Source organism: Duganella sp. Root336D2, assembly GCF_001425005.1.
Classification (GTDB): domain Bacteria; phylum Pseudomonadota; class Gammaproteobacteria; order Burkholderiales; family Burkholderiaceae_D; genus Rugamonas.
In genome coordinates this window covers 183,433-198,919 of sequence record NZ_LMDB01000035.1, presented here as the reverse complement: position 1 = coordinate 198,919, position 15,487 = coordinate 183,433, and the positions used below count along the sequence as shown (strand labels likewise).

The following is a 15,487-nucleotide window of genomic DNA, read 5'->3' as shown; positions in this document are numbered from 1 at the left end:
CTGCGACCATAACTGCTGGTTGTCCGCTTGCTTATTTACCACTAGTCTCGAAAGTACGCGACAGGTCGCGCGAGGCCAGGTGGATCTGGCGTGCGTTGGCCATATCCGCCTGGGCAATAGTGCGCGCTTCCTTCACGCAGTCACTGTTTGCGCCAGCCCCTTGCTGCTTGCAGGCTTCCAGGGCTTCGCGCAGGGCCGCGTTGATTTCCTTGCGCAGCGTGGCAAGCTGGGCCGCTTCAGTGCGGTCCGGCCTGGTCCAGCGCGGCGGGTCGCCGCGCTTGAGTTCTTGCTGTTGCTGCCGTGCAACTTCAGGCGGCGTGACCTGGGCGCCGGCCAGCCCGCACAGGGCCAGCGCCGCAACGCCAATCAGCTTTTTCATGATGTTGCTCCTTCGCTAGAGCCTGCCGGTCAGCAGCAGGATGAGCAGGACGACTACAATCAGGCCGGCAACGCCGCTGGGGGCATAGCCCCAGTTGCGGCTATGCGGCCAGGTCGGCAGGGCGCCAATGACAAGCAGCACCAGCACAATCAGCAGAATGGTGGCCATGGCTACCTCCCGTTAATAACGATACACCCGGCCATCGACCATGCGCACGCGCGTGCCGACCCGCAGGTCGTAGGCGCTGTCCTGGTTGATGGTGCGGTAGTCGCCGTTATCCAGGCGCACGCTGATCTGGTACACATCGCGCGGCATGTTGCGGCTCTCTTCGACACGGTTGCCGATCACGGCACCGCCAATGGCGCCGGCGGCGGTGGCCGCGGTACGGCCGGAGCCGGAGCCGATCTGGCTGCCGGCCAGGGCGCCCAGCAAGCCGCCGGCAACAGCGCCGGCCCCGCTGGTGGCCGGGTCAACGCGTACCACGCGGATCGAGTCCACCGTGCCATACGTCGAGATATCAGCCTGCGAGGAATAGTCGGTGGACTGGGGATAGGATGAATTACTGGCGCAGCCGGCCGACAGTGCGGCCACCGCCACCATCATCGCTGCCAGGGATACAGTCGGTTTCATGATGCCTCCTCCTGTGGGTGGGATTAGGCGCAGCTTAGGGCGCGCTGCGCGTGCTCGTCTGTGCGATTCCGCACAATGTTCGCTGGCGAACAGATAACTGCCCCTGTTAGCTGGACACTAGTGCCCGGAACACCCACCACACATAGGAGAAGCGCCATGAAACTCGCACATAAATTCGCTACTGCCGTGTTCGTTGCATCCACCCTCGGCCTGGCTGGCTGCGCCTCGACCCCAACCCAGGAAAGTGTCGGCGAATATGTCGACGACTCTGCACTGACGACCAAGGTCAAGGCCAGCATCTTCAACGAGCCATCGCTGAAGTCGACGGAAATCAATGTCGAAACCTTCAAAGGCACCGTGCAGCTGAGCGGCTTTGTGGCCCAGCCTGCCGACATCACCCGCGCCGGCGAAATCGCACGCGGCGTGAAAGGTGTCAAAGAAGTCAAGAACGACATCCGCGTCAAATAAACGCGGGTGGCATGGCTCATGCGCCTGGCGCAGACCATCCTTGCCACTGTCGCCTTCCTGTACGCCTTGCAGTGGGGCCGGGGCTTCCTCGTGCCCCTGCTGCTCGGCATCCTGCTGGCCTACACGCTTAATCCGCTGGTAGCCTGGCTGGAGCGCGTGCGCGTACGGCGTGCGCTTGGCACCACGCTGGTCACCTTCGCCATCCTGGTTGGCGGTGCGGTGACGGCGGAGAAGGTGCACGTCGAATTTTCCAACATCATCGAAGAACTGCCGGATGCCGGCCGCAAGTTTTCGCGCCTGGTGGCGTCGACCACCACGGGCAAGGACAGCACGCTGAAACGCATCCAGGACGTCGCCACCCAGATCGAGCAAGCCACGTCCGGCAAACCGGCCACGCCGCCGCGCAAGGCGGTAGCCGTGGTGACGCAGGACGGCGGCCATATCAAGGTGATCGACTGGGTCTGGGCCGGCTCGCGCGGCCTGCTGTCTTTCCTGAGCCAGGCCACCATGGTGGTGTTCCTGGTGTTTTTCCTGCTGCTGTCCGGCGACACCTTCAAGCGCAAGCTGGTCAAACTGGCCGGGCCCTCGCTGACGCGCAAGAAGGTCACGCTGCAGATCCTGGACGAGATCAACAGCTCGATCCAGGGCTATATGTTCATGCTGCTGGTGACCAATGTGCTGCTGGCGCTGCTGATGTGGCTGGCCCTGCACTTTATCGGCCTGGAAAACGCCGGCGCCTGGGCCATCGTGGCCGGCCTGCTGCACCTGATGCCGTATTTCGGCCCCTTGCTGATCGTGTGCGCGCTCAGCGTCGCCTCCTACCTGCAAACGGAATCGCTGCAAATGGTGGCGCTGGTGGCACTGGCGTCGATTGCCATCGCGACCCTGGTCGGTACCGTGATTGCCACCTGGATGACCGGCCGCATCGCGCGCATGAATGCCGCCGCCGTGTTCGTCAGCCTGCTGTTCTGGGGCTGGCTGTGGGGCGTATGGGGCTTGCTGCTGGGCGTACCGGTGGTGGTGATCGTCAAGGTCGTGGCGGAAAAAGTCGAGGGCATGGAGGTGGTTGCCGAACTGCTTGGCGAGTGAGCTTATTGCCGGTGCCGCAGGCTGCCAAGCTGGAGCGCATACTGGCGCGCGAATTCGGCGCCAAGGAAGAACACCTGGGCCGAGTAATAGACCCAGAGCAGTACCGCGATCAGCGATCCGGCAGCGCCGAAGCTGTCGGTCACGCCGCTGTTGCCGATATACACGCCGATGGCGTATTTGCCGAGCGTGAACATGGCAGCTGTGCCGAGGGCGCCGATCACCACGTCGCGCCAGGACAGCTTCACGCGCGGCAGCATCTTGTAGATCACGCCGAACAGGGCGGAAATCACGAAGAAGCTGATGACCTGGTTGAGGACGGTCAGCAGCAGCGCGGCATCCTGCCAGTAGGCGCCCATTTTTTTCTCGGCGAAGGCGAGGGCGGCACTGACCACCAGCGATACCAGCAGCAGGAAGCCCAGCACCAGTACCATGCCGAAGGACAGCAGCCGGGTGCGCACGGTATCCCAGATGCCGCTGCCTTGCGCGGGCGGCAATTGCCAGATTTCGTCGAGGCTGCCTTTCAGTTCGGTGAACACGCTGGTGGCGCCGAACAGCAACAGGGCGCCGGCGATGATGGTGGCGATCACGCCTTGTGTTTCATTGGTGGCGCCCGACAGGATCAGCTGGATCGCTTCCGCACCCTGGCTGCCTACCAGGCCGCGCAACTGGAAGAACAGTTCGCCCTGCGCCGCCTCCTTGCCGTAGAACAGGCCGGCAATGGCAATCACCAGCACCAGGATCGGCGCCAGCGAAAACAGGGTGTAGAAGGCGAGCGCGGCACCCTTGCTGCTGGCGCGGTGCTCGAGCCATTCGGTGATGGCGCACCAGCCGACGGCAGGCAGTTTTTTGGCGATGTGGGGCAGGCGTCTCCAGCTCATGGGGCAAGCTTACGCGCGCAATGGCCAGGCTGACGGTGCGCCGGGGCACAAAAAAAGGGACCCGAAGGTCCCTTTCCAGACTGCCTTGGCAGTGATTACTTGACGCGGCGTTCCGCGGTCACGTTGTCGATGTCGACGCGACGGTTTGGTTCCAGGCACTTGATCAGGTCAGCGCGCTTCATCTTCTTGTCGTTGCACTGAACCACTGGCTGGGACTTGCCCTTGCCTTGCGCGGTCAGGCGGGAAGAATCAACACCTTTGCTGACCAGGTAGGTCTTGACAGCTTCAGCGCGGCGCTCGGACAGCTTCTGGTTGTACTTGTCGGAACCCAGGCGGTCGGTGTGGCCGGTGATGACCACGTTGTTGACCGATTTGTCTTCGCTCAGCAGCTTGGCCATGTCGTCCAGCTTAGGCTGTTCCGGTGCCAGGTTGGCGCTGTCGAAGGCGAACAGCTCATTGGCGGACATGGTCACTTTTTCGAACTTCGGTGCTGGCGGCGGAGTCACCACTGGCGCTACGACCGGCGCCGGGGTTGGCTCGGCAACAACTGGCGCGACCGGTACCGGAGCCGGGGCTGGCTGTGGTGCTGGGCCCAGCAGGTAGTTCAGCGAGAACATCAGGTATTTGTTGTTCGACTTCGAGAGGGCGAACTCGTCGCCGCGGATGAAGCCGTGCACGTTGCGCAGGTCAGCTTGCAGGAACAGGCGGTCGGTGATGTTCGACTGCAGGCCTACACCAACGGAGACGAACGGGGAATTGCGCTTTGGTTCAGCCAGGCTGTTCGCTGCGGTGAACACATCGCGTTCCATGCCGGCACCAACCAGCAGGAATGGACGTACCGACTTGCGGGTCAGCATATACAGGCCGTCAACGCCCAGGGTTTTCTGGCCGTAGCGGGAGCCGAACTTCTTGGTGGCAGCGTGGGTGGCGTTGAATTGCAGGTCCCACTGTTCATTCAGGGCCTTGCCCAGCTTCAGGCCGTAAGCGCCGTCGTACTTGTCGATGCCCCAGTCACCGTCAGGGCGGAACGCGCCAGCGCCAGCGCCGACGTACCAGTTTTGGTTGAGCAGGGTGTCCTGCGCCGAAGCGGCGAACGAAGCCGACAACATCGCAGCGGCGATGGCGATATTCTTAATCTTATTCACTAGAAAACTCCCGTTGTTTGAGTAGCAAAGTCGCAAAAAAAAGTTGCGCGACTCCCTTTCCCAGCGGTGATGCATTGCTGTGGGTTCAGTTTAGGCGGCGTTAACCGCGAGTATCAGTGCGTTGGCGCACATTTGGCTTGAAGTATAGCAAGTATGTAGCATTTATACAACATATACCTTATTTCACTATTGAAATTCCCGTCAAGCCGCCACCTAAACGGGTATAGGTGGCGGTTGGTTGACTGAATGACTATTTTTTTTCAGCTTCCGGCGGCGGGGTCTGCGGCGCCACGATCACCGTGTCGCCCCCCGGCTTGCCTGGCTCGCCTTGCGGCCCAGGCGTTCCCGGATCACCTTGCGGGCCCGATGGCCCCGGCGGCCCCGGCACGACAGCTGGCGGCGGCGCCGGCTCCACCACTGGCGGCGGGTTGTTGGTCACGGTCTTTTCGCAGGCGCTCAGGCCCACCAGGGCCAGGGCTGCGAGCAGGACTGGATATTTCATGATCGTTCCTCTCTGGTTGGTTGATGCCGGGTCCAGCATAGGTCGCTGTCGGGTTTCTACTCTGTTCGGGAACACACACAGGAAAGCCTTGTCTAAACCCAGGACGCACCCAAGATTGGCAAATAGCCAATGTTTGTGCGTTTGTATGTTCGTTGCCGCACAGACCGATGAGTCGCAGGCAGGCACTCTGGAGCCTGCGAATCCACCCTGGCTTCTACAAGGAGTGTTCAAATGCACGCAATCAGAGAATCGTCCCATGGCCTCGAAATCGAAGCTACCCTGGAGCTGCCGGCACCATTGCCGGCTGTGCCTGCCCGTCCACGCCTGGCGCTTGTCGAGCGTCCCGGTCCCGTGTCGGAGCGCAAAGCCCTGTCGCTAGCCCCGATCGAGCGCGTCCGCTCCACCTCGGCAACCCTGCGCCGCATTGAAAATATGCAAAAGCTGGTGGCGGAACTACAAAACCACGAAATGCTGGCCGACGAGATCGCCTGGTTCCTCAAATTTTCGCCCTCTGGCGCCCGTAAGTACATCCGCGACCTGCGCGAAGCAGGCGTGATCGAACTGGCTCGCTATATAGAAGGCACGGCAACCTACCTGGGCAAGGCGGTATACCAGCTGACCCCGGATGCCGAACGCGTGCAAGCCTTCCTGGCCGCGATCGCCCAGCCCAAGCGCGAAGGTGCGCCACCGCGCAAGGAGCGCCCCAGCCTGCGCGAGCAGAGCATGGCCGGCAATGGCCGTCATTTCCATATCCTGGCCGACGACACCCATTACGCCATCCGCGTCAACCGGGCTCCGGTTCAGCGCGACCCGCTGGTGGCAGCGCTGTTTGGCGCCCCGAGCTCCATGCAAAAGGCCATGCCTTAAGCCGGAACAGTGATAAGCTTCCATTGATGGCATGTTGAAATGCCATTAACCAGCCCCATCTGTGGCGGAACGAGTTCTGTTATGGACGGCATCATGGACGCTTGGGTTTTGCTTATTTTGACGGCGCTGGGTATCGCGGCGCCGCTCGTATATCCTCGCTGGAGTTTGCGACGGGCGCTGGCCCGGCCGCTGGCTGTCGCCGAGCAGGCTGCGCTCGAGCGCAGCATTCCCTTCTACCGCCAGCTGGCGCCTGATCTGCAGCGCCAGTTGCAACGCATGGTGGTGCAGTTCCTGCACCAGAAAAAATTCGTCGGTTGCGCCGGGCTCGAGGTCAGCAATGTGATGCGCGTCACGATCGCGGCCCAGGCTTGCCTGCTGCTGCTGAACAAGCCGAGCAGGGTTTATCGCGCCCTGCACACGATCCTGGTCTACCCGGGCGCCTTTGTCGCCCGGCGCGATGAGGTGGAGGCGGGCGGCGTGGTGACTCCCGGGCGCCGGCAGATGCTGGGCGAATCGTGGAGCGACGGCCGTATCGTGCTGTCGTGGGACGATGTCGAACGCGGCACGCTGGACTGGCAGGGCGGCAACAACGTGGTGCTGCACGAATTTGCCCACCAGCTCGACAGCGAATCGGGCAGCAATAACGGCGCGCCCTACCTGGGCAGCCCGGACAGCTACCGCAGCTGGTCGGAGGTGCTGTCGCGCGACTACGCCAACCTGCGCCACGCAGCCTGGCTGGGCCGGCAGGACAGTGTGCTGGACCATTACGGCGCCACCAGCCCGGCCGAGTTCTTTGCCGTGGTCACCGAAACCTTCTTCACGCGGCCGTGGCAGTTGGCCGAGCGCCATGCGGCCTTGTACGGCGAGCTGCAAAAGTACTACCGGGTCGATCCGCGCGACTGGCTGGCGGCGCCGCCGCCGCCGGCGCCGGAACCGGCCTTCCTGGCGATGCCAATGCCCGTGCGGTCGTTCGCCTGGGCCGACTGGTAAGGAGACTGCGAAGGCGCCCATGGAATTCGAAGACTTCGATTTCATCACCAGCGAAGCGCCGGCCCGCGCCAGCGAACCGGCCGATCCGCTGCAGCGCCTGAAATACCTGGTCGACAACACCCCGGCCATCATCTACAGCACGGTGCCGAGCGGCGACTTCAAGATGACCTTCGTCAGCGCCAATGCGCTGAATGTACTGGGCTACCGGCCGGCGGAAATGGTGGCCGACCCCAATTTCTGGTTCGACCATATCCACCCCGACGACGCGCCGAACATTTTTTCCAGCCTGGCGCAGATCTTCACCGAAGGCGAGAAAGCCTACGAGTACCGCTTCCGCACGGCCGACGGGCGCTACCTGTGGATGCACGACAAGCTGCGCCTGATCCGCGACGAGCAGGGCGCGCCGCTCGAGGTGATCGGTTCCCTGACCGATATCACCGACCGCAAGGAAATGGAAGAAACCCTGCTGCAGGCGCAGAACATGGCCTCGATCGGCCAGCTCGCCGCAGGCGTGGCGCACGAGATCAACAACCCGGTAGGCTTCGTTACCTCCAATATCGGCACCCTGAAAAGCTATGCCGATACCCTGTTCGAGCTGGTCGAGCACAGCGCTACGGCCGAGCAGCGCAGCCAGGCCGATTTCGACTTCATGAAAGAAGATACCGCGGCCTTGCTGCGCGAATCGATGGATGGCTTGCGCCGCGTACGCGACATCGTGCAGGCGCTGAAGGACTTCTCGGAGCTGGGCGAGAGCCATTGGCAGCAAACCGACGTGCACGAAGGGCTGGACGGCACGCTGCACAGCCTGGCCAACGAGCTGCGCTTCAAGGCCAAGGTCGACAAGCACTATGGCAAGCTGCCGCCGGTGCATGGCCTGCCTGGCCAGTTGAACCAGGTGTTCCGCAACATCCTGTTGAATGCGATCCAGGCCTTGCCGGCCCAGGGCATCATCCGCATCGTGACCGGTGCCGACCGCGAAGGCGTGCATGTGCGCATCCAGGATAACGGCGTCGGCATCCCGCCCGAGAACCTGGGCCGCATTTTCGACCCCTTCTTCACCACCAAGCCGGTGGGCAGCGGCACCGGCCTGGGTCTCTACCTGGCTTACGGCATCGTCAGCAAGCATGGCGGGCGCATCAATGTTATTTCCGAGCCCGGCAAGGGTTCGGCGTTTACCGTGTATTTGCCATTGCGCTCCGCTGAACCCAGATAGGCAGGCGGTGGCCGCTCTTTTTTTCGAAGTCCTGCAGCTGCTGGATCATGCGTTCATTGAGCACATGGTCGGAGGCGAGCAGCATCAGGCCGTCGCGGCTGACCACGTCGCGCGATAGCACCATGCCCGGCACCAGTTCGCCGGACAGCAGTTCGACATCGGTGCTTTCCAGTGCGCCGCGCGCGCCGCCGTCAACCACCTGGCGGAAGGCCTGCACCACCTGCGGGTCGTAGCGCTTGCCGCTGCCGTCCATCACCAGCGACTTGGCTTCTTCCTGCTTCAGGTGGCGCTGCACCAGGGCGCCCTGCTGCAGGTTGTAGTAATCGATCGCCAGCGTCAGGATGCGCGAGCCGATCGGGATCGCAAAGCCGGCCAGCCGGTCCGGATAGCCCTGGCCGTCGAAGCGCTCCATCTGGTGGCGCACGATGGCGGCGACGCCGGCCATGTCGGTCAGCGGCATCAGCAACTGCGCGCCCGACACCGGGTGCTTGCGGAACAGCGCCAGGTCGGCGCCTTGCAGCATGGTCATCGGGGTGCGCAGCATCTCGTCGGAAAAGCCGATGCGGCCAAGGTCGTGCAGCAGGGCGGCGATGAAGATATCCTGCACCTCGTTCATATCGAGCTTGAGCTGGGTTGCCATCTTGCGCGCCAGGTCGGCCACCTGGCGCGTCTGGCCGGTCTGGCCCGTGCCGCGCGCTTCGGCGATGCTGGACAGGATCTTGATGGTGGTCAGGAAATTGGCCTTGAGCTGGCGCGTGCGCTCTTCGACCTTATGTTCCAGGCCGGCGTTGAGCGACTTCAGCTCTTCGTTCTGCTTGACCGTCAGCGCTTCCAGGCGCTGCTTTTCCAGCTCGAGCTGGTGGCGTTCCAGCGCGTGGCGCACGATCAGCAGGATGTCGTTGTCGTCCCAGGGTTTGGTGATGTAGCGGTAAATCTCGCCGCAGTTGATGGCGTCCTGGATGGACTGCACATCGGAGTAGCCGGTCAGCAGCAGGCGCACGGTATTGGGCCAGCGTTCGCGCACCTGGGCCAGGAAGCGTGCGCCGTCCATTTCCGGCATGCGCATATCGGAGATCACCAGGTCGATCGGCTGCTGCTCCAGCAATTCCAGTCCCTGCGCGCCGCTGATGGCCGTCAGCACCTCGTAGCCTTTGCCGCGGAACAGGCGGCGCAGGGAGGAGAGGATGTTCGGCTCGTCGTCGACACACAGGATGGTCATCATTGGGGGGCTTCCTTCTGCTCGTTGGGAGGACGTTTCTTGGGCAGGGTGACGCGGAATGTCGTGCCCTGGCCGAGGGTGGACTGGACCTCGATCCGGCCCTGGTGCTTTTGCACGATGCCGTAGGACAGGGACAGGCCAAGGCCGGTGCCTTTGCCGACTTCCTTGGTGGTGAAGAAGGGATCGAAAATGCGGCCCAGGTTATCCGGCGCGATGCCGCTGCCGTTGTCGGACACGCTGAACCAGACTTGCTCGCCATCGCAGCCGGTGCGGATTTCGATGCGTCCGCGCATCGAGCCAATGGCGTGGGCGGCGTTGACCAGCAGGTTCATCGCCACCTGGTTGATTTGCAGCGGCAGGCATTCGATGTCCGGGATTTCGCCGTACTCGCGCACCACGTCGGCCTTGTATTTGATTTCGTTGCTGACAATGTTGAGGGTGGAGTCGATGCCCTGGCGCAGGTCGGCCCAGACCCATTCCTGCTGGTTGTCGACGCGCGAAAAGTCCTTCAAGTCTTGCACGATGTGGCGCACGCGCACGATGCCTTCCTTCGACTCCTGCATCAGGGTCGGGATATCGGTGCGCAGGAAATCCAGTTCGACCTGCTCGCGCATGGCGCGCAGGCGTGCCGCCACCGCCGGGTCGACAATCGCCGCCTCCGCCTGCTGGTAGGTGTCGAGGATGGAGAACAGGCTGTCCAGGTAGCTTTGCAGGGTGCCGAAGTTGGAGAAGATGTAGCCGATCGGATTATTGATTTCGTGCGCCACGCCGGCAGCCAGCTGGCCGATCGAAGCCAGCTTGTCGGACTGCACCAGTTGCTGCTGCGTGCGGCTCAGGGTTTCATTGAGCTCGGTCAGTTCGATATTGCGCCGCCGCAGCTCTTCTTCGGCGCTCTGGCGCTGGCGGATGTCTTCCGCCAGCTGGGCGGTGCGCTGGCGCACGGTCTGTTCCAGGTTGTCGTGCGCGCGCCGCAGGGCATTTTCCGCAACGCGCCGCTCGGTGACGTCGCGCAGGCTCTGGATGGCGCCTACCAGCTTGCCGTCGTGCCCGCGCAGCGGCGCCGCCGTCGATTGCAGCCAATGCCCGGCCGCACCCAGGTTGGGAAAGAAGTCCTCTTCCTCATAGGCGCCGTCGATCAGCGAAGAGGACTTGTACTTGTCGCGGAAGTTGCGGTCGGTGGCGGGGTCGATATTGTCCACAATCAGGTCGGCCAGCAAGGGACGCGGCTTGGTGTAGAAGGCTTGCCAGTGCTGGCGCGTGCCCACCATTTCATGCGTGCCCCAGCCCAGCAGGTGTTCGCAGGCCTTGTTCCAGTGGGTGATGACGTGGTCGACGTCAATGACGAAGGTCGCAACGGGGTGACCGTCCAGCAGTTCGGACAGTGCGATCGCCGTGCGTTCGGCAGTCCTTTCGTTGTAGAAGCTACTCATGTCAAAGTGGCATCTGATGTGGACGAACTGATTATACGGCGGGAAATAGAAAAGGTGCGCGTGCGATAGCTAACAGTCATAAAAGCGCAGCTTAGGCAGGCTAGGGCTTTTGGAGGAAACAACATGGCCACCATCATTGCAGGACATTTCCAGTTGCAGGAAACCGCGCTTGACGTATGCGAAGCGTTCAAGGCGGCCGGTTTCGCTGCCGGTCGCGTCACCAACTTCTTCAACAACCCGCCCGGGCAGCACAATGTGATCCCGACCGGCGGCGACCGCGCCGAGTCGCCGGGCGCCAAGCAGACCCCGCAAGCAGTGGCCAAGGGGGAGGTGACCGGCGCCGCCATCGGTGCGGCAGCCGGGGCGGCAGCCATTCCGCTGGCCGGGCCGCTGGGGCCGGTGCTGGGCGGACTGGTCGGCGCCCATGTCGGCTCACTGTACAGCTTTTCTGAAATGAAGGAAAAAAATGAATCGGGTCCGCCACCGCGCCACTCCGGCATGATGGTCGCCGTGGCCGTGGACGAGGGGCAGGAAGCGCGTGCGATTGAACTGATGCGCCAGCAGGGCGCCGAAAAGATCGAGCGCGCCCAGGGCCTCATCGAGAACGGCGACTGGAAAGATTTCGATCCCTTGTCAGTCCCACAATTTGTTTAAGCGCCCTGTTGCGGAATGCAAACGCCCCCTGCGCGAAAAGTAATTTTCGGTATGATAGTTGCTACAATAAAAGCAGCGAACTAGACGTGGATCATGACCACGCCGTGCCGTCCAGTACATCATCTGCCACAAGAGCTAGCGCTTTTGTTCTGAGGGGGAGAGGGCCAATGACACAGGCATGGGTAGTACTTTCGCGGCCGGACCGGCGCGATGTTTCGGCGCCGACCGAAGCCCAACTGGTGGCGGCACTGTCGGACGTGTACGGCGGCAAGATCCACGGCCCCGACGGCATTCCCGGCAGCGCCACCCTGAAGTTCGGCTACGACGATGGCTTGATGTACCAGGTCGAGGTCGGCCAGGACGGCGGTGTGCGCTACGAAGAGTGGTCAGACCGCGATTGCGAGCTTGCCCTCGCCACGCCGCGCCATATGAGCTGCAAGCAGGAAGATGCGCTGCAGATCTGGAAGTGGCTGGCCTTGCGCCAGGTGGCCAAGATCCGCAACCAGGCCTGGCTGTCCGGCGGCTGACGGCGCGTTCAATGCGACATCAGCAGCGGCAGCGTCATCGTGTCAAGCACGCTGCGCGTAACGCCGCCCAACAGCGTTTCACGGAAACGCGAATGGCCGTACGCCCCCATCACCAGTAAATCGCAATCGCGCTCGCTTGCCAGGGCCAGCAATTGTTCGCCGACGTTGCCGGGACGCTTCAGCAGGCCGTGGCGCTCGCTTTGTCCCAGGACCAGTTTCGCCAGCACGCCGTGCCGCTCGAGCCAGGCCAGCACGTCGGTGCCGGGCGGATCGCCGAACACGCCGGGCCGCGCATCGGCGTCGTAGATGGCCACGGTGACGCTGTCGGCGCGGCGCAGCAGCGGCAGCGCATCCTGTAGCGCGCGGCCCGCTTCGCGGCTGGCATTCCAGGCGACCAGGATGTGGCGCGCCGGCGCCGGGCCGCCCGGGCTGGCCACGCCGTCGCTGGTGACGGCAATGGCAGACGAGGTGCGCGCGGCAAATGGCAGCACCAGTACCGGCTTGCCGCTGCCGGCCAGGACTTCGGCCGGCACGTCGGGGCCGCGCCCGTTCGGCGCCAGCTGGCCGAGAATCACCAGGTCGGCATGGCGCGCCATCAGGCTCAGGCCGGTGGCCGCTTCGTCGTCGAGGATGCGCTGTTCGAACGATTGCACGCCCAGCTTCTGCAGGCGCGGTGCGAATTCGGCCAGCGCATGGCTGGCGCGCTCGCGCAGGATGGCGAGGTGGCGCGCCAGGTTGGGGTCGTTGTCGTCCACCGTTTCGTTCTGGTACAGGAAGCGCGAAATGCCGGTGGTGGCGACGCCCACCACATGCGCCCCTTCCTGCAGCGCGAGTTCGGCCGCCAGCAGGATGCGCGCTGCGCTGTGGGGCGCATCGTCAACATGCACCAGGATAGTTTTGTAGGCCATGGCTTGCTCTCAGCGCAGGGCCGCCGTCGCTTTCTCCAGCCGCGTCTGGCAGGCGATGCACAGCGGCGCTTCGGGCCGCGCATTCAGGCGCGAGAAGGGGATCTCGTTGCCGCAGTTGTCGCACAGGCCGTAGCTGCCTTCGTCGATCTTGGCCAGGGCGTGGCGAATACTGCTGAGCTGTGCCTGTTTGTGCTCGTCGGCTTCCAGTTCGAGCTGGTTCAGGGTGCGATTGCTGGCGCTGTCTGCCGGCGAGGTTTCGATTTCCTCGACCGCCGGAACACGCGCCAGCTCGCCGTCCATGCGGCCGGCAAGCTGCTGCAAAAGTGCTAGCTTGCGTTGCTCCAGCGCGGCTTGCAATGATGCAAGCTGATCCGGCGACAGGCCCATGGCGGTCTCCACGAATTCATTGTTCGGAAGACCATTGTATGCCTGCTGCGTTATTTACGCACTCTCGCGTGCATGCCGTGCGGCGAGCTGTTTTTTCAGGCTTTCCAGCGGCGCCAGCAAGTGTTCCGGGCGCGCCGCGGCAATCGCCGCTGCCACGGCCAGCAAGTCGGCGCTGATGCCGGCCAGCTCCTTGACGCGCTCGATGCGGCGGATGGTTGCGCGCGTTTCGGCGGCCAGGCGCAGCAGCTCGGGCAAGGTGACGCCCATCCCTTCCAGCGAGTGGCTGGCGGCGTCGACATACAGGCTATTGGCTTGCTGGCGCAGCGCGACTTCATTTTCGAACAGGGCCTGGGCGGCGCCCTGCGTGAGCGGCGCGGCGCCGCCATTGCCGCCCTCCAGCCGCTGCTGCTGGCGGATGCCGCGCATGATGCGCTCGTGCAGTTCGTCGGCGCTGGCGGACAGGCTGTCGGCCAGCGTTTCCAGGTCGTGCGGCAGGGCGGCAGTAAGGCTCATGGCTGGGCTCCTTTGGCGATGGCGGATGGGATGGCGGCGGCCGGCAGCGGATCGAGGCCGCGATACAGGGCCGCATGGCGTTCGCGGATGGCCTCGATGTTTTGCGAGGCCAGCGTGTGGCGCAGGCCGAGCAGGCGGTATTCCTTCGACTTCTCCTGCTGGTGCGAGCGCGCCAGTGCCGCCAGCAGGCGGTCGCGCGGCGCCTCGGCGTAGGGGATTTCCACTTCCAGCATGCCGAGCACGATGCGCTGCTCGTTGTCGTGGTTCTTATTGAAGTAGCGCAGCAGGGTGTCCATCGCATCCAGCGTGCCTTGCAGCGGCTCATAGCCTTCGCGCAGCATGGCTTGCACGGCCTGGTCCTGCTCGCGCGCGGTGGCGGCGCGCAGCAGCAGGCGCAGCAGGCCCGAGTAGGCGTTGACGTGGCGGTCGCTCAGGCCGGTATCGGGCCAGGCCTTGATGCTGGCGGACATTTGCTTGACCTGGTCGCCGTACTGGAAAGTGTCGCCACCGGCCAGCGCGCCAAGCGCCCGCAGGTAGGTGGTGGCCGCAGTATGCAGGGCGATGAAATCGGGATAGGCGTCGCGGCGCTTGCGGTCGAGCGCCTCTTCGCGCTGGATGGCCGCGGCGCCAAGGTAAGGCTGCTCGCGCTGGTAAGTGTCGCGGAAGCGTTGGCTGAGGTCGTTGAATCCCGCCAGCTTGGGCGCGTCAGCGGCGAGGGCGCGCACTTCCTGCAGGCGCGGATTGCTGGCGCAGGCCGCCAGAAGCAGGCACAACAGAATGCACAGGCAGCGTTTCATGATGGGTCTCCTCGGGCGGCAGGGACCATCTTGCACCTCGGCGCTGGCGGCGCGTTTGCGCCAGCGCAAAGGTCAGGCGCGAAGGTGCGGTTCGAGCCAGGCCAGGCTGTCTTCGGTACGCGCGCTCGGCACGTATTCGCAGCCGATCCAGCCCCGGTAGCCCAGTTCGTCAAGCAGGTCGAACAGGAAAGGGTAGTTGATTTCACCGGTGCCCGGTTCATGGCGGCCCGGCGTGTCGGCCAGCTGCAGGTGGCGGATATTGGGCAGGCAGGCGCGGATGGTGTTGGCCAGTTCGCCCTCCATGCGCTGCATGTGGTAGATGTCGTACTGCAGGAACAGGTTCGGGCGCGCGGCGTCGGCGATGATGTCGAGCGCCTGCCGGCTATGGTTCAGGAAGTAGCCGGGAATATCGAAGTGGTTGATCGGCTCGATCAACACCTCAATGCCGTGCGGTGCGAACTGGTCGGCAGCGTATTGCAGGGAACGGATATACGCCTCGCGCGCACGTTCGGGCGCCAGTCCGCCGGGCAGGATGCCGGCCATGCAATGCACGCGCGGCGTGCCCAGCTCCCGGGCGTATTCGAGTGCCATGCCGACGCTGTCCTGGAATTCCTCGAAACGGCGTGGATCGCAAGCCATGCCGCGTTCGCCCGCCTGCCAGTCGCCCGGCGGCAGGTTGTGCAGCACCAGTTGCAGCTGGTGGCGCTGCAAGCGTTGCCTGATCTCGTCGGAATCGAAGGCGTAAGGGAAAAGGAATTCCACGCCCTTGAAACCCGCCGCATGCGCCAGCCCGAAGCGCTCGATGAACGGCGCTTCGGTGAACAGCATGGACAGGTTGGCAGCGAACTTAGGCATGCCGCAGATTATAAATGTCCACCATGGGGTCAGGAA

General features: G+C 63.7%; 20 protein-coding genes. 7 read left to right on the top strand and 13 right to left on the bottom strand.

From position 1 onward, the window contains the following. Positions 1–31: 31 nt before the first annotated feature. From ASD07_RS21415 to ASD07_RS21410, 3 genes are read right to left on the bottom strand one after another with little or no spacing between them, the layout of a single operon-like run. Complete coding sequence (locus ASD07_RS21415; protein ID WP_055934900.1) at positions 32–379, bottom strand: hypothetical protein; 348 nt, start codon at positions 377–379, stop codon at positions 32–34. A gap of 15 nt (positions 380–394) precedes the next feature. Then, positions 395–547, bottom strand: a complete 153-nt coding sequence (locus tag ASD07_RS30350) for a DUF3309 domain-containing protein (protein WP_082507486.1) — start codon at positions 545–547, stop codon at positions 395–397. Positions 548–559: 12 nt separating this feature from the next. Further along, on the bottom strand, positions 560–1,009 hold the full coding sequence (locus ASD07_RS21410) for a glycine zipper 2TM domain-containing protein (protein ID WP_055934899.1): 450 nt from the start codon (positions 1,007–1,009) through the stop codon (positions 560–562). A gap of 156 nt (positions 1,010–1,165) precedes the next feature. Between ASD07_RS21410 and ASD07_RS21405 the strand changes: the two genes are divergently transcribed. Both ASD07_RS21405 and ASD07_RS21400 read left to right on the top strand, forming a co-directional pair. Beyond that, positions 1,166–1,477, top strand: a complete 312-nt coding sequence (locus ASD07_RS21405) for a BON domain-containing protein (RefSeq protein ID WP_055934896.1) — start codon at positions 1,166–1,168, stop codon at positions 1,475–1,477. Between the two features lie 18 nt (positions 1,478–1,495). Then, positions 1,496–2,566, top strand: coding sequence for an AI-2E family transporter (locus ASD07_RS21400; RefSeq protein ID WP_055934894.1), 1,071 nt, complete (start codon positions 1,496–1,498; stop codon positions 2,564–2,566). A 2-nt stretch (positions 2,567–2,568) separates the two neighbouring features. Here ASD07_RS21400 and ASD07_RS21395 read toward each other — a convergent pair whose 3' ends face one another. The 3 genes from ASD07_RS21395 to ASD07_RS31485 all read right to left on the bottom strand — a co-directional run bounded on the left by ASD07_RS21395 (position 2,569) and on the right by ASD07_RS31485 (position 5,091). Next, positions 2,569–3,444 (bottom strand): YihY/virulence factor BrkB family protein, encoded by an 876-nt coding sequence (locus ASD07_RS21395; RefSeq protein ID WP_055934890.1) that lies wholly within the window; start codon positions 3,442–3,444, stop codon positions 2,569–2,571. Between the two features lie 95 nt (positions 3,445–3,539). Then, complete coding sequence (locus ASD07_RS21390) at positions 3,540–4,589, bottom strand: OmpA family protein (RefSeq protein ID WP_055934887.1); 1,050 nt, start codon at positions 4,587–4,589, stop codon at positions 3,540–3,542. 250 nt (positions 4,590–4,839) lie between these two features. Beyond that, a complete protein-coding gene (locus ASD07_RS31485; protein ID WP_055934885.1) occupies positions 4,840–5,091 on the bottom strand; it encodes a hypothetical protein in 252 nt (83 codons plus the stop codon). Between the two features lie 231 nt (positions 5,092–5,322). Between ASD07_RS31485 and ASD07_RS21380 the strand changes: the two genes are divergently transcribed. The 3 genes from ASD07_RS21380 to ASD07_RS21370 all read left to right on the top strand — a co-directional run bounded on the left by ASD07_RS21380 (position 5,323) and on the right by ASD07_RS21370 (position 8,161). Then, entirely contained in the window at positions 5,323–5,958 is a 636-nt protein-coding gene (locus tag ASD07_RS21380; protein WP_229207240.1) for a winged helix-turn-helix domain-containing protein, read from the top strand. A 93-nt stretch (positions 5,959–6,051) separates the two neighbouring features. Next, positions 6,052–6,948: a zinc-dependent peptidase gene (locus ASD07_RS21375; protein ID WP_055935391.1), complete on the top strand. Its 897-nt coding sequence runs from the start codon at positions 6,052–6,054 to the stop codon at positions 6,946–6,948. A gap of 19 nt (positions 6,949–6,967) precedes the next feature. After that, a complete protein-coding gene (locus ASD07_RS21370; protein ID WP_055934882.1) occupies positions 6,968–8,161 on the top strand; it encodes an ATP-binding protein in 1,194 nt (397 codons plus the stop codon). On the opposite strand, the gene ASD07_RS21365 is transcribed toward ASD07_RS21370, so the two are convergent. Both ASD07_RS21365 and ASD07_RS21360 read right to left on the bottom strand, forming a co-directional pair. Then, entirely contained in the window at positions 8,121–9,383 is a 1,263-nt protein-coding gene (locus ASD07_RS21365) for an HD domain-containing phosphohydrolase (RefSeq protein WP_055934879.1), read from the bottom strand. The genes ASD07_RS21370 and ASD07_RS21365 overlap by 41 nt on opposite strands. After that, the gene (locus ASD07_RS21360) at positions 9,380–10,810 is read right to left on the bottom strand and encodes an ATP-binding protein (protein ID WP_055934877.1); all 1,431 of its coding nucleotides are present in this window, start codon (positions 10,808–10,810) and stop codon (positions 9,380–9,382) included. Before ASD07_RS21360 ends, ASD07_RS21365 begins: the two co-directional genes overlap by 4 nt. A gap of 123 nt (positions 10,811–10,933) precedes the next feature. Between ASD07_RS21360 and ASD07_RS21355 the strand changes: the two genes are divergently transcribed. Further along, positions 10,934–11,464 carry a hypothetical protein gene (locus ASD07_RS21355; RefSeq protein WP_055934874.1) on the top strand — a complete coding sequence of 177 codons (531 nt, stop codon included), beginning with the start codon at positions 10,934–10,936 and terminating at the stop codon, positions 11,462–11,464. Between the two features lie 167 nt (positions 11,465–11,631). Beyond that, positions 11,632–11,991 carry a hypothetical protein gene (locus ASD07_RS21350; protein ID WP_055934871.1) on the top strand — a complete coding sequence of 120 codons (360 nt, stop codon included), beginning with the start codon at positions 11,632–11,634 and terminating at the stop codon, positions 11,989–11,991. 8 nt (positions 11,992–11,999) lie between these two features. Here ASD07_RS21350 and ASD07_RS21345 read toward each other — a convergent pair whose 3' ends face one another. The 5 genes from ASD07_RS21345 to otnI all read right to left on the bottom strand — a co-directional run bounded on the left by ASD07_RS21345 (position 12,000) and on the right by otnI (position 15,451). Further along, positions 12,000–12,899, bottom strand: coding sequence for a universal stress protein (locus ASD07_RS21345; RefSeq protein ID WP_055934868.1), 900 nt, complete (start codon positions 12,897–12,899; stop codon positions 12,000–12,002). 9 nt (positions 12,900–12,908) lie between these two features. Then, complete coding sequence (locus ASD07_RS21340; protein ID WP_055934865.1) at positions 12,909–13,286, bottom strand: TraR/DksA family transcriptional regulator; 378 nt, start codon at positions 13,284–13,286, stop codon at positions 12,909–12,911. Between the two features lie 54 nt (positions 13,287–13,340). Continuing rightward, positions 13,341–13,799 carry a hypothetical protein gene (locus tag ASD07_RS21335; RefSeq protein ID WP_055934862.1) on the bottom strand — a complete coding sequence of 153 codons (459 nt, stop codon included), beginning with the start codon at positions 13,797–13,799 and terminating at the stop codon, positions 13,341–13,343. Beyond that, a complete protein-coding gene (locus ASD07_RS21330; protein ID WP_055934859.1) occupies positions 13,796–14,596 on the bottom strand; it encodes a hypothetical protein in 801 nt (266 codons plus the stop codon). Before ASD07_RS21330 ends, ASD07_RS21335 begins: the two co-directional genes overlap by 4 nt. Positions 14,597–14,668: 72 nt before the next feature. After that, a complete protein-coding gene (otnI, locus tag ASD07_RS21325) occupies positions 14,669–15,451 on the bottom strand; it encodes a 2-oxo-tetronate isomerase (protein WP_055934856.1) in 783 nt (260 codons plus the stop codon). Between the last annotated feature and the right edge of the window lie 36 nt (positions 15,452–15,487).

Bases quoted from the DNA above. Each gene is read 5' to 3' on its own strand.
- ASD07_RS21400 (WP_055934894.1), top strand. From the start codon at position 1,496: ATGCGCCTGGCGCAGACCATCCTTGCCACTGTCGCCTTCCTGTACGCC.
- ASD07_RS21415 (WP_055934900.1), bottom strand. From the start codon at position 379: ATGAAAAAGCTGATTGGCGTTGCGGCGCTGGCCCTGTGCGGGCTGGCC.
- ASD07_RS21380 (WP_229207240.1), top strand. From the start codon at position 5,323: ATGCACGCAATCAGAGAATCGTCCCATGGCCTCGAAATCGAAGCTACC.
- ASD07_RS21340 (WP_055934865.1), bottom strand. From the start codon at position 13,286: ATGGGCCTGTCGCCGGATCAGCTTGCATCATTGCAAGCCGCGCTGGAG.
- ASD07_RS21335 (WP_055934862.1), bottom strand. From the start codon at position 13,799: ATGAGCCTTACTGCCGCCCTGCCGCACGACCTGGAAACGCTGGCCGAC.
- ASD07_RS21410 (WP_055934899.1), bottom strand. From the start codon at position 1,009: ATGAAACCGACTGTATCCCTGGCAGCGATGATGGTGGCGGTGGCCGCA.
- ASD07_RS21405 (WP_055934896.1), top strand. From the start codon at position 1,166: ATGAAACTCGCACATAAATTCGCTACTGCCGTGTTCGTTGCATCCACC.
- otnI (WP_055934856.1), bottom strand. From the start codon at position 15,451: ATGCCTAAGTTCGCTGCCAACCTGTCCATGCTGTTCACCGAAGCGCCG.
- ASD07_RS21365 (WP_055934879.1), bottom strand. From the start codon at position 9,383: ATGATGACCATCCTGTGTGTCGACGACGAGCCGAACATCCTCTCCTCC.
- ASD07_RS21375 (WP_055935391.1), top strand. From the start codon at position 6,052: ATGGACGCTTGGGTTTTGCTTATTTTGACGGCGCTGGGTATCGCGGCG.
- ASD07_RS21355 (WP_055934874.1), top strand. From the start codon at position 10,934: ATGGCCACCATCATTGCAGGACATTTCCAGTTGCAGGAAACCGCGCTT.
- ASD07_RS30350 (WP_082507486.1), bottom strand. From the start codon at position 547: ATGGCCACCATTCTGCTGATTGTGCTGGTGCTGCTTGTCATTGGCGCC.
- ASD07_RS31485 (WP_055934885.1), bottom strand. From the start codon at position 5,091: ATGAAATATCCAGTCCTGCTCGCAGCCCTGGCCCTGGTGGGCCTGAGC.
- ASD07_RS21345 (WP_055934868.1), bottom strand. From the start codon at position 12,899: ATGGCCTACAAAACTATCCTGGTGCATGTTGACGATGCGCCCCACAGC.
- ASD07_RS21395 (WP_055934890.1), bottom strand. From the start codon at position 3,444: ATGAGCTGGAGACGCCTGCCCCACATCGCCAAAAAACTGCCTGCCGTC.
- ASD07_RS21370 (WP_055934882.1), top strand. From the start codon at position 6,968: ATGGAATTCGAAGACTTCGATTTCATCACCAGCGAAGCGCCGGCCCGC.
- ASD07_RS21360 (WP_055934877.1), bottom strand. From the start codon at position 10,810: ATGAGTAGCTTCTACAACGAAAGGACTGCCGAACGCACGGCGATCGCA.
- ASD07_RS21330 (WP_055934859.1), bottom strand. From the start codon at position 14,596: ATGAAACGCTGCCTGTGCATTCTGTTGTGCCTGCTTCTGGCGGCCTGC.
- ASD07_RS21350 (WP_055934871.1), top strand. From the start codon at position 11,632: ATGACACAGGCATGGGTAGTACTTTCGCGGCCGGACCGGCGCGATGTT.